Source organism: Shewanella sp. GutDb-MelDb (assembly GCF_002836075.1).
Classification (GTDB): domain Bacteria; phylum Pseudomonadota; class Gammaproteobacteria; order Enterobacterales; family Shewanellaceae; genus Shewanella.
In genome coordinates this window covers 51,141-63,117 of sequence record NZ_PJBM01000262.1, presented here as the reverse complement: position 1 = coordinate 63,117, position 11,977 = coordinate 51,141, and the positions used below count along the sequence as shown (strand labels likewise).

Annotated in this window: 14 protein-coding genes; 4 read left to right on the top strand and 10 right to left on the bottom strand. The window is 44.8% G+C overall.

All coding sequences use genetic code 11. The features are described from left to right. Positions 1-90: 90 nt before the first annotated feature. The 4 genes from CXF82_RS20245 (at position 91) to CXF82_RS20230 (ending at position 3,670) form a co-directional block, all read left to right on the top strand. Positions 91-1,584 (top strand): CoA-acylating methylmalonate-semialdehyde dehydrogenase, encoded by a 1,494-nt coding sequence (locus tag CXF82_RS20245; protein ID WP_102038418.1) that lies wholly within the window; start codon positions 91-93, stop codon positions 1,582-1,584. A 65-nt stretch (positions 1,585-1,649) separates the two neighbouring features. Then, positions 1,650-2,021, top strand: coding sequence for a cupin domain-containing protein (locus CXF82_RS20240; RefSeq protein WP_219621796.1), 372 nt, complete (start codon positions 1,650-1,652; stop codon positions 2,019-2,021). Positions 2,022-2,143: 122 nt separating this feature from the next. Then, positions 2,144-2,866, top strand: coding sequence for a TorF family putative porin (locus CXF82_RS20235; RefSeq protein WP_101091266.1), 723 nt, complete (start codon positions 2,144-2,146; stop codon positions 2,864-2,866). Between the two features lie 459 nt (positions 2,867-3,325). Next, a complete protein-coding gene (locus tag CXF82_RS20230; protein WP_101091265.1) occupies positions 3,326-3,670 on the top strand; it encodes a DUF3634 family protein in 345 nt (114 codons plus the stop codon). A 52-nt stretch (positions 3,671-3,722) separates the two neighbouring features. Here CXF82_RS20230 and CXF82_RS20225 read toward each other — a convergent pair whose 3' ends face one another. The 10 genes from CXF82_RS20225 to phrB all read right to left on the bottom strand — a co-directional run bounded on the left by CXF82_RS20225 (position 3,723) and on the right by phrB (position 11,975). Further along, on the bottom strand, positions 3,723-3,911 hold the full coding sequence (locus CXF82_RS20225; RefSeq protein ID WP_102044836.1) for a hypothetical protein: 189 nt from the start codon (positions 3,909-3,911) through the stop codon (positions 3,723-3,725). 164 nt (positions 3,912-4,075) lie between these two features. Continuing rightward, entirely contained in the window at positions 4,076-4,660 is a 585-nt protein-coding gene (locus CXF82_RS20220) for a DUF3833 domain-containing protein (protein WP_180961237.1), read from the bottom strand. A gap of 14 nt (positions 4,661-4,674) precedes the next feature. Then, a complete protein-coding gene (locus tag CXF82_RS20215) occupies positions 4,675-5,295 on the bottom strand; it encodes a chalcone isomerase family protein (RefSeq protein ID WP_180961235.1) in 621 nt (206 codons plus the stop codon). A 42-nt stretch (positions 5,296-5,337) separates the two neighbouring features. Beyond that, positions 5,338-5,853: a DUF2878 domain-containing protein gene (locus tag CXF82_RS20210; protein ID WP_101091261.1), complete on the bottom strand. Its 516-nt coding sequence runs from the start codon at positions 5,851-5,853 to the stop codon at positions 5,338-5,340. 1 nt (position 5,854) lies between these two features. After that, positions 5,855-7,105: an SAM-dependent methyltransferase gene (locus tag CXF82_RS20205; RefSeq protein WP_101091260.1), complete on the bottom strand. Its 1,251-nt coding sequence runs from the start codon at positions 7,103-7,105 to the stop codon at positions 5,855-5,857. Between the two features lie 2 nt (positions 7,106-7,107). After that, a complete protein-coding gene (locus CXF82_RS20200) occupies positions 7,108-7,875 on the bottom strand; it encodes a DUF1365 domain-containing protein (RefSeq protein WP_102038422.1) in 768 nt (255 codons plus the stop codon). Then, positions 7,872-9,149, bottom strand: a complete 1,278-nt coding sequence (locus CXF82_RS20195) for an NAD(P)/FAD-dependent oxidoreductase (RefSeq protein WP_102044834.1) — start codon at positions 9,147-9,149, stop codon at positions 7,872-7,874. Before CXF82_RS20195 ends, CXF82_RS20200 begins: the two co-directional genes overlap by 4 nt. Beyond that, positions 9,149-9,976: an SDR family NAD(P)-dependent oxidoreductase gene (locus CXF82_RS20190; RefSeq protein ID WP_101091257.1), complete on the bottom strand. Its 828-nt coding sequence runs from the start codon at positions 9,974-9,976 to the stop codon at positions 9,149-9,151. Before CXF82_RS20190 ends, CXF82_RS20195 begins: the two co-directional genes overlap by 1 nt. Further along, a complete protein-coding gene (locus CXF82_RS20185) occupies positions 9,973-10,506 on the bottom strand; it encodes a nuclear transport factor 2 family protein (protein WP_232775039.1) in 534 nt (177 codons plus the stop codon). Before CXF82_RS20185 ends, CXF82_RS20190 begins: the two co-directional genes overlap by 4 nt. Continuing rightward, positions 10,503-11,975 (bottom strand): deoxyribodipyrimidine photo-lyase, encoded by a 1,473-nt coding sequence (gene phrB / locus CXF82_RS20180; protein ID WP_102044833.1) that lies wholly within the window; start codon positions 11,973-11,975, stop codon positions 10,503-10,505. The genes CXF82_RS20185 and phrB overlap by 4 nt, the downstream gene beginning before the upstream one ends. Between the last annotated feature and the right edge of the window lie 2 nt (positions 11,976-11,977).

The window sequence follows — 11,977 nt, the reverse complement described above, 5'->3', positions numbered from 1 at the left end:
CAGTTTGCGCGACTGATGTCATAGGCGGATCCATTAACACTCATTAACACCCTTGGTTCCCAGCAGGGAATAACATTAGGATTTTGCGCTATGCACACGATTAACCATTACATTAATGGCGGCCACACATCGCCTAGCCAACGTACACAAGCGATTTTTGAACCCGCAACGGGAGAGCAACGCGCTACCGTTTCTTTAGCCAGCGCAGCGGATGTTGTAGATGCAATTGAAATAGCAAAAAAGGCCCATGAGTCTTGGTCTAAAGTCACCCCGCTAAACCGGGCGCGCGTCCTGTTTAAGTTCAAGGCGTTAGTCGAAGCCAATATGGATCAGATGGCCGAACTTATCACCCGCGAACACGGAAAAGTGCTTGATGATGCCAAAGGTGAAATTATTCGTGGTCTTGAAGTGGTTGAGTTTGCCTGTGGTATTCCTCATCTACTCAAAGGCGAACATACCGAGCAAGTTGGCGGTGGCGTTGATGCTTGGACACTCAATCAATCATTGGGCGTGGTAGCGGGTATTGCCCCGTTTAACTTCCCGGTGATGGTGCCAATGTGGATGTTCCCTATCGCAATTGCCTGCGGTAATAGCTTTATCATGAAGCCGTCTGAAAAAGATCCAAGCTCAGTCATGCGTATGGCTGAACTCCTTACCGAAGCGGGCTTACCAGATGGTGTATTCAACGTTGTTAACGGTGACAAAGAAGCGGTAGATACGCTACTCACCCATAAAGATGTACATGCTATTAGCTTTGTCGGCTCCACCCCAATTGCGGAATATATTTACGCAACGGCATCGGCACACGGTAAACGCGTCCAAGCATTGGGCGGGGCTAAAAACCATATGGTGCTGATGCCAGATGCTGATTTAGATCAGGCCGTTGGCTCACTAATGGGCGCTGCATACGGCAGTGCTGGCGAGCGTTGTATGGCGATATCTGTGGTACTGGCAGTGGGTGATTCAGGTGATGCTTTAGTCGAAAAACTATTGCCTCAAATCAAGTCGCTAAAAGTCGGCAACGGTGTCACCCCTGAGATGGACATGGGACCACTTATCTCTGCTCAGCATTTAGAGAAAGTCACTAACTATATTGAAACGGGCGTGAACGAAGGCGCCAAGTTACTCGCCGATGGTCGTCAGCTAACAGTGACGGATCATGAACAAGGCTACTTCTTAGGTGGCTGCTTATTTGACCATGTCACACCAGAAATGACTATCTACAAAGAAGAGATTTTTGGCCCTGTACTCGCCATTGTGCGCGTCAAAGATTACGCCGAAGCGCTGCAACTCATCAACGACCATGAGTTTGGTAACGGCACTGCGATCTTTACCCAAAGCGGTGAAGCGGCGCGCCATTTCTGTCACCACGTACAAGTGGGTATGGTCGGCGTCAATGTCCCTATCCCTGTACCGATGGCGTTCCATAGTTTTGGCGGTTGGAAACGTTCGCTATTTGGTCCTTTGCATATGCATGGTCCAGATGGAGTCCGCTTTTACACCAAGCGCAAAGCGATTACCGCGCGCTGGCCTCAGCCAAGCAAGCAATCAAAAGCTGAGTTTGTAATGCCAACGATGAAATAGCCCCTAGATGCGCAGTTAACGCTGCGCATTTGCTATTTGAATATAGGAATAAAATGGACAGTTCAATGACCATAGGTATCGACTCAATCATTAATTTTGCAGCGATCAATACTGCTGTTGAACGTTACAAACTCAGTGCCGAAAAAGTATTGCAGGGCGACCCTGAGCAGCACTTACAGAATCATTACTCAAGTGACTGCGATCAATTCCATGTCGGTGTTTGGCAGGGTGATATAGGTCGCTGGAAAGTTGCTTATAGCGAACATGAATATTGTGAAATTCTATCGGGTGCCAGTGTTATCACTGACAGTAACGGTACTCAAATGACCGTTAGAACGGGTGATAGATTTGTGATCCCAGCCGGGTTTAAAGGTACTTGGGAGGTACTTGAGAGCTGCCGTAAAGTATATGTGATTTTCGAGCCTAATCAGCAGTAAAGGAATGTGAAATCATTATTTAGCCATGAGGTCGTAGCTAACGCTGCTGTTTGGCAAACCGAAAGATGCTTAAAACATAAAAATAGAGCATCTAAGTCAACATAGTAAATGGAGAAACTACCGTGTATAAAAAATTCAATAAAAAACGGATTGCCCTAGTTGTCGGTCTTACCTTATCAACAGCGCTAATTGCACCTCTAGCCCAAGCTGAAGTGTCAGGCGAAATTGGCGTCACCAATGATTATCGCTTTCGCGGTGTGTCACAAACCGCCGGTGACTTTGCCGTGCAAGGCAGCGTCGATTTCAGCATGGACAACGGCCTATTTTTAGGTGCTTGGGCAAGTAACGTAGATGATGACAGTTATGATGCTGATGTCGAAATCGATATCTATGCGGGCTACGCTGGCGCTTTTGGCGAAGATGATGCCGTAGAATACGATGTCACTTTGACTTACTACACTTATCCAGGACAAGATGAAAGCACACAGTATTTAGAAGCCTCTGTGGGTCTTTACTTTGCTGATTTTCATCTAGCGCAGTGGTACACCAACGACTACTCCAATAAAGACATATCACTTAACTATACCGAGCTAAACTACTCTTATGAAATTGCTGAAAACTGGAGTATTGATGCTCACGTAGGTTATAGCTATGGTGACGGTGCTGACTATGATTGGGGCGAAAACTATGCTGATTATTCTATTGGCGTCTCGACAGAGTTGGGCGGCGTGGCGTTGTCTGTAGCCTGGCTAGACACTAACCTAAGCAGCGAAAATATCATCGACTCTTCAGAGCCTTGGAGAAATGACGGTACTGTTTTAGCATCAGCAAGTTACGCTTTCTAAGCCCGTTGTTGCGAACCTGATCCCCTCCCTATAAAAACCGCCTAATGGCGGTTTTTTTATGCGACATTCACCAAAGCTCAGAGTGATGACCTTAACTTGGGTATTAAAATAGCCTCGCCATTGCAGAGCAGTTAACTAACCTTGCACTAATACTTACTTAAATTAGCATGTTCCTCACTGCGTTCTGAAAAACCCGCGTTTGATTATCTATTAGGTCAGCCTACTACTGACACAACACCGATCACCCTTGTATGTTTGAAGCGATCATACTTTTTCATCCTTTACAGAAAATAGACCGACACACTAAATCCCTTGACTACACTAAAGTAGATCCTAGTGATCGAAAGATTACAAATCTTGGCAAACTGTGCTCTGGCTACTTTAAAAAAATGACCAGCCAGAGTATCTTAGCCTTAAGGCTCAAGGTTTAAAAATTGGATTAAAGCAAAAGGAATAAATATGACGCCAACACTAGTTAAAATCGCTGTTATTGCTCTCGGTATTTTTTTGGTCTACAAATTGATTTTCAGCGGTAAGAAAGGATTAACTGTATTTGAGATGCACTTTAAAGAGGGCCGACTCAGCTCCCACAAAGGTAAGATCCCAGAAAAGTTTGAAAAAGAGTGTCGCGCTATCGCTAAATCTAACAAGCTCACTTGCACCGTTAGAGCGGAAAAGCTCGGTGGAGTCAGGCTGCATGTGTCGGCGAATGTCGGCGATGACGTCACTCAAAGGATCAGAAATATGTTCCCGTTTGAGTATTATGATAAAAAGCAGGTCGATAATAGCCGTAAAACATCTTAACGATTGCGAGCTTGAGAGCGTAAATTTGATTTACGCTCGATTGACTTTTTGCCTATTTTCTCTCTTTCTCTTCCGCTTCTTTGGTCAGTTCGTCATTAATGATAGGCGTACTATCATTTACCATAGGCGCCTGCCTTGAACTCATCACGTCGTCATCAGAACTGGCTGAGACAGAATAACTGGCATTGGAACCACAGGCCGACAATACAAAAAGCGCTGATAAAATAGCGACAAATTTCATTAACAATTCCTTTTTAATAACTTAAACTTATAACCTTGAGTCCGTAATTAAGAGTTCGTCATTAAGGCTTTCTAATTAAGAGTTCAGTTGAATACCCTAACGGTTACCCTACATGAATTATTGGCTGATAGTAAATGCGATTTCTTACTATTATTCAGGTCGGCTCAATCCACTGCTATGGTCAAATCGGAAAAATCTGCCGTTGGTTGCTTGGTGATAACCAACGTGACTTGTGCCATGGTAATGCCAAACTTGATAATATCGCTGCGATTGATAATGGTATTTTCATCTACTAGATACATCCAATCATCGAAGCGTACTTGATATTCACTGTCATCAACGGGCAATAACATTTCATACTCCCACTGCAGTGCCATGCCAACAGCGCGGCCAGTGGCATCACCTAAAATATCATTTGCCCCACCAGAATAGTTGCCCTCACCTAAGCTAACGATATTCCAAATGCGAGTTTGCTTCTCGCCGTCATCATAGATAAACCACTCTTTTATCTCGCCGTTATCACCGTCCCAGCGGGCAAACATTTTGACGGTGAAACGCCGTACAACATGGCCACTAAAATCCTCAACCACACCGTGGGCCGTTAGCGAACCATCAAAAAACTGCTTTAAATCCAAGTTTGGAGTGCTATCTTGGTAATCTTCAATATCGCGACTGGTGCACGCATTAAGTAATAGTGCGACGCACAGGGTAAACAAAACCCTAAATGACGCGATAGCCAAAAATCTGATGTCTTTCTGTTTGCTTAACAATCGCATGCGACCTCCCCGAGTAACTGTTTTCTAAGGTCTGGGCGACTGGTTTGATCCGACAACCAAATCGATAAGAAGTCGTCACTAAAACCTGCAGGCATCGCCTTGGACAGTGGTTTTCCGTTGAAATAAAATTGGCTAACTTGCGGACTCATCACCTTAAGGCTCAACTTGTCACCTTCTGTAACATCAGGCCAAAGCTCACTAAGAGTGGTTTGCCACAGCAGCTGACGGTTGTCGTCTAGGCCGAGATGCTGCCATTGATCTAACGTTGCTTCGAGCAAACGTGAACTAGGGATATCTTGGTAGTACTCAATGTCTAATACTAGCGGATACTGCCCTTGCCTATAAGCGCCATCAGGCGTCAGTAACCTTGCTCGGTAAAGTGTAAACCACCACCACTGCATCTCGCCTCGCCCCACTTCTTGAAATGATGCAACACTGGCTGCAAAACTCTGCTCAACTTGAGCGTCTACTGTAGAGGGTAAATCTGGCGTGGGATTAGGAGGAATGGTGTCAGTCAGCTCCTCAACCGGCCCCTCTTGCGCAAGGCAAGCAGCGCTAAACATGAAGACGGTCAATAAGATAGTGCGATTTACAACAGAATAACCCATGTTAACCATTCCTATAAAATCATCCAGAGAACAAACGGGGCGTTAATCCTTGAGCATTCGCCTGCTGATATTGACGAATATAGGGAATATTACGATCCAGATGGCAAACAAGATCATTGCACTGCTTAAATACTCCAGCGGCAGGTGAACGGCATCAAAGCGCGCTCCGGCTAAATAGCTGATACAGCCAAACACGCCTCCGAGTAAAGCATTGATATACCATGGTAGTTTTTGAGTAAACGCCAAACTGTAACCTAGACTGATAGCAAAGTGACACCAAAGTAATATGAGCCAGTAAGGTGTCTCACTAAAATGAAAAACACCGCTAAAGATCAACCCAGAATCAACAGCGATCCCCAACAGCACCACTTTCAGCATTAGCATGAAATCAAGCTGCATCCGGCTTGATAAGATGAAATGAAACAACAACAAACCTAAGCTAAGTCCCAATGCGCTATTTTGGTACAAAATAGATAACCACCACACACATTGGAACATTAGCAAATTAACGACCGTTAAATATTGCGATGCTAACTTATCGACCCAAACCTGAAACATATTAACCCTGTTGCTGCGTAGGGCGATATTGCGGTCTAACCGCGACTAGGTGAACTGCACTGGTGGTGCGTTCAAGGAAGCCACCTTCACAATAACTTAGGTAGAATTTCCACATACGGATAAAATCATCGCCATAACCTAGCGCCTTAATTTTTGGTAACGCAGCGTCGAAATTGTCCTGCCAGTCCTTGACGGTTTTAGCATAGTCCAAGCCCATATCATCCACTGACCAAGTGACAAAATCAGTGTGTTTAGTCAGTTCATTGGTCATGCGCGTTACAGACGGTAAACAGCCGCCAGGGAAAATATAGCGCTGAATAAAATCAACACTCTTGCGATAACTGTTATAGCGCTGATCGACGATGGTGATCGCTTGAATTAATAGGCGTCCATTGGGCTTTAACAGTGCTTGTAGTTTCTTAAAGAATCCGGGTAAGTACTCATGCCCTACCGCCTCAATCATCTCAATAGAAACCACGCGATCATACTCTCCGGTTAAGATCCGGTAGTCGTCTTTAAGCAAGGTGACACTGTCCGTTAACCCTTCCTGTATCACTCGCGCTACTGCATATTCAAACTGGGCATCTGAAATGGTTGTCGTTGTCACTTTCACGCCGTAGTGCTTAGCAGCATAAATGGCGAGGGCTCCCCAACCAGTGCCGACCTCAAGCAGCGTTTGCCCAGCTTTCAAGTCGAGTCGCTCACAAATAGTCTTAAGTTTATGTTGCTGTGCTTCCTCTAATGAAGCGTCAGCATGCGGATACAACGCACTTGAATACAGCATTTCTTTATCAAGAAAGGCTTGGTACATGTCATTGCCTAAGTCGTAATGGGCCAAAATATTCTTCTTTGAGCCTGCTTGTGTATTACGCTTGAACAGATGAGCGACTCTGCTAAAAGGTGTGGTCAACCAAGATAACTTCTGCTCTAATTTATCCAGCAACGGCAAATTTTTGGCAAAGATCTGTACCACCTTGGTGAGATCGGGACTGGTCCAGTCGTTTTGAATGTAGGCTTCACCCGCACCAATAGAACCAGACAACAAGATCTGCCGATAGAAACGGGGATGCTTGACGATTAACGTTGCATGTAGATCTGAATCCTTGCTGCCGAACTCATAGCTATTATCGCCGTCGATCAAACTTAAGTGACCATCGGCTAGCCCTGGTAATACGCTTAGCAATAACTTTCTCGCTAAGCTATCGGGTAAAGCTGCGCTAGTCAGACTTTTCTTGGTTACAGTATTGTCCATTATTATCTCTCCGCTGACTTGTCTGGATGCCCAATAAAAGGCACGCGCTTTATAAATAGTTTCAGTGCTTGCCAATAGATCCCTTGCACTATTTTGAGTGTCATAAAGGGGAACTGCAGCAGCATTGTGCGTAAACTATGGTGGCTCATTTCCCGTCGAAATAGACACAAGTTAACATCAAATAATTTTTGCGTACTTCGGTTCTCAATCCCGACTTTGACAGACGAAGATGGCGGCTCTATGCGCCATATGTATTTCATGTTTAAGTCCATAAAGGGTGACACATGAAACGCCTTATCACTGGGCTGCGGATTATTAAGATCAACAAGGTAGTAATGACGTTGATTCCACGGCGTATTACTGACTTCAGCCAACATGTATCTGACGTCGCTACCTTGGTAGCAAAAGAAACAATTAATCGGGCTAAAATAGATGCCAAAGTGCCTTACCTGACCCACAAAAAGCACTCGTTCACACTCAATATCGCCGCCTAACTCATCGACTTTATTCAACACTCTTGCTTTGAGGTTATCCGCGATAATAGCGGAGTCAGAAGTCTTTACCTGTTCATTTAGATAATCTTTTTGATTAAACATCAGTGGTGCAAAACCTGTGGTTGAAAATAACCAACTCATCTGTTCGATCACGTTCAGCTCGTCAAGATCGAGCACCAACATTGCTATTTCATAATCAAAATTATGTTTGCGTGGACTATAACGTCGATGCTTAACATCTCCTTTATATATACCGCTATTTAGCTGGATATTCATAGGCGTAGCCCAAATGCTTCACACACATCAAATGCGCTGTGAACGCCATCTTCATGAAAGCCGTTATACCAGTAAGCACCAGCAAAATGAGTATGATTAACGCCTGAGATCAATGACTTTTGAGATTGAGCTAGCAAGGTTTGTTCATTAAATACCGGGTGTGAATAATTAAAGCTGCGCACTATTTTGTTTGTATCAATTAGCTCCGACTGGTTCAAGGTGACGCAAAAGGTGGGCGCATCGCTAGGTAGACACTGCAATATGTTCATATTGTAAGTCACTGAGGCTTGCTTCTTGGTATCACCATCTAAGCGATAATTCCAACTTGCCCAAGCGGCCTTACGCTTTGGTAATAAAGACTCATCACAGTGCAAAACCACTTCATTATTTTGATAAGTCAGTTTACTCAATACTTGTTGTTCATCCTCGCTGGCATCACTTAGCATCGCCAACGCTTGATCGCTATGACAGGCTAAGATCACCTCATCGAATTGCAACCACTGATCGTTGACCTTAATTTTCACGCCTGCATCATTGCGTTCAATCGCATTAACAGGGCTATTCAAATGAATAGAGGAGGCAAAAGGGGCGGTTAAGTCAGCAATATAGCTACGAGATCCGCCTTCAAGTACATACCATTGCGGTCTGTCGGCAATATTTAACAAGCCATGATTCTGAAAGAACTGAATAAAGAATCGTAGCGAAAAGGCTTTCACATCCTCTATGCTCGATGACCAAATAGCCGCGCCCATAGGCAGTATGTAATGCAAACTGAAGAACTCACTAAAACGCTCTTTATCGAGTAATTCACCTAATGTTTGATAAGCATAATGGTCGTCTGAGTATGCTTGCTTACATAACTTGTTAAACCGTAAAATCTCTCTAATAAACAGCCAAAAACGAGGGCGGAATAGATTGCGCTTCTGCGCAAAAAGGCTAGACAGGGTGTTGCCATTATATTCAAGTTTAGTCAGCGAGTTGTGTACGCTGAAACTCATTTCTGTGGCTATTGCCTTAACCTCAAGGCGAGCCAGTAACTGTTCGAATCGCGGATAGGTGCGATCATTAAACACGATAAAACCAGTATCGATAGCATAGCGTTTGCCATCCATATCGACATCGACAGTCGCGGTATGCCCACCAATATAATCATTAGCTTCAAAAACAATGACATCGTGCTTCTGCGATAAAATATACCCACACGTAAGACCTGAAATACCCGATCCAACAATGGCAATTTTTTTGCGTTTATTGCGGTTTGCTGCAGATTCCATTAGCGCACCTTCCTATTATCTGTCGGCTTATTTGAATGCGGGTTAGCCTCAGGCTCAGTCACTTGTTCCACAGCTGATGCTTGACTTGGCTGGACCATTTTTTGCCAAATACCGCGGGGCAACAAGGATATAAATTTTAAAATGAGGGTAAAGCGACGTGGAAAGTGTATCTCTTGACGGCCTTTATCAAGACCTTGTCTTATTGCTACTGACGCTTGAATAGGCGTTTGCTGCATTGGCATCGCAAAATTATTTTTATCAGTGAGTGGGGTCTTTACAAACCCAGGGCAAATAACACTCACGCCAATGCCATGAGGCTTTAGATCCAGCGACAAACTACTGGCCAAATATTGCACTGCCGCCTTTGATGCACCATATGCCTCAGCCCTTGGAAATGGCAGATATACCGCACTGGAGCCCATTAAGCCAATACGCCCTCCCGTTTTAATTAAGGGTATAAAAGCCGCTAAACAGTGCCCCATAGAGATCACATTGGTGCGAATGACTCGCTCGAATAACTGGCCGTCAAAATGGATAGCATCATCAACATACTCACAGGTCCCTGCATTCAAGATGACTAAGTCGAGCTGCATTTTATCTGCTTTTATCAAGTCGGCTTGTACGCCGATGGCGTCAGTATCATTAATATCAAATAACAGCTTCTTTGCGCCAGCAAGCGTGGCTAGCCCTTGCTCATTACGGCCACAGGCATAGACTTGCCAGCCTTGCGCTAAATAGTCATGAGCCAGTTGCAAGCCTATGCCTGAACTCGCACCTGTGATCAGCACGCTTTTTTGTGTTTGGGTTGCCTCTGTCAGAGTGGTCATTTAGCCACCTTTGACTTGATAAAACCAATTAATCCACCAACGATAGGCAGCTGTTCATAAAGCATTGCACCGAGATCAAAATAGTCTTGATGATGATGAATTTTATCGGTAAACATCAGTAAACTCATGCCATCAACGCTAATGCCGTTACCCGCATTCAGCTTAGGGTGAACTAAGTTCATGGTCCATTTTAATGCTGCAGCACCGTCATCTCGCACCACTTGATGTATAACAAAATCTATCGATTCAACATTTTGATAAAGCGTTTCAAAGTAACTTGTTAGTGCGGTTAACCCAGCAATTTTATGCAGTGGATCAATAAAACAAATGTCTTCCGAGTAGATATCACCAAGTAACCCTAGGTTGTCTTTATTGAGCTGTTGATAGACAGAGACAAAGCGCTCAATAATCTCTTGAGACAGGATATCGACACTGGCTTGTTGGCTGTCTAATATCGCATTAGCGCTATTATTGACGGCGCTCATTGCGGCGACCGAAACTTCCATGGTTGTATCTGCAGTGATTGTCATCCGAAAATCTCCTTATCTAAATCTATCGCTGCCACTGGGTTGTTACCGCGTTTCATCGCAGCCAACTCTTTTAACGCTCGCTCACGGGCAAGTTTGTGATCGACGATCGGGCAAATATAGTGACTATCTGAAAAAAGTTGCGCTTGGGTCGGTATTTTAAGTTTATGAATTAACTTCAAATCCACACCTTTAAGCTCTGGTAGATAGTTACGAATAAACTCACCAGTAGGATCAAACTTTTCACATTGTGAAATCGGATTAAATACTCTGAAATAGGGTTGAGCGTCACAACCTGTGCCCGCAGACCATTGCCAACCACCATTATTGGCGGCCAAGTCACCATCGATAAGTTTCTGCCTGAAGTAACGTTCGCCCCAGCGCCAATCAATCAGCAGATGTTTAGTCAGAAAGCTCGCGACTACCATCCTTAAACGGTTATGCATCCAACCTGTTTGATTTAGCTGGCGCATCGCCGCATCCACCAGTGGATATCCGGTGCGGCCATCACACCAAGCTTTAAACTCTGTTTCATTATTTCGCCAAACGATATTGTCGGCTAATGGGTTAAAGTTCTGCGCTTTTGAAAGCAGAGGAAAGGCCACCAGCAAGTGACGATAAAACTCTCGCCAGATGATCTCATTTAGCCAGCAACGGCCGGGGCTTTCATCGTGGACTAATGCATCGGGATAATGACTGAGCAGGGCCACAATGCATTGACGTGAACTGAGAATGCCGACAGCGAGATAGGCCGATATTTGGCTGGTGCCATCAATTGCAGGAAAGTCTCTAAACGCCTTATAGTCTGCCGCTTTAGTTAACGCGAATTCTCGTAATTGGGCTAACGCCGCATGTTCTCCAACAGCCCAAGCTTTGCTGCACACTTTTGCACACTGCAGTCGAACGGGCTCAGTCACCCTGATAGGCGCAGCGATTGCATTAGGAGTAACGAGTGTGTGTATTGGCTTAGATCTGGCTATTTCACGCCACTTTTTACCAAACGGGGTAAAGACCTTATACATCTTTCCCGCTAAGTTGAGCACGCTCAATGGGGCTAACAGGCAATGCTGTTGATATAGGCTTAAATTCACCTTTGCGGCGACAGCGAGATCGCGCTGACACTCATTAAACTCAGGCTCACTGCTGGCAAATACACTATCGACCTGCCACTGCTCAACATATTGTTTTAGATATGCTGGAATATCGTCAAAGGTATTAAGGTGATAAACGTCCAACGGGATCCCAAGGGCGGCAAGAGCGACAGCCAATTCATTTAGCTGCCGTTCGATAAAGTCCAACTGAATTGGCGCTACATCATGTTGCAGCCACTGCTGCGGCGTAGCAATAAAAATAGCCCGCAGCAACAGGCCCTTGCTTACTGCATGTTCGCAAGCCGCCATTAATGTTTGGTTATCTTGCACCCGCAGATCGCTTCGAAACCAAACCAGTGTATTTACCTTTTCAGCCGCCATAA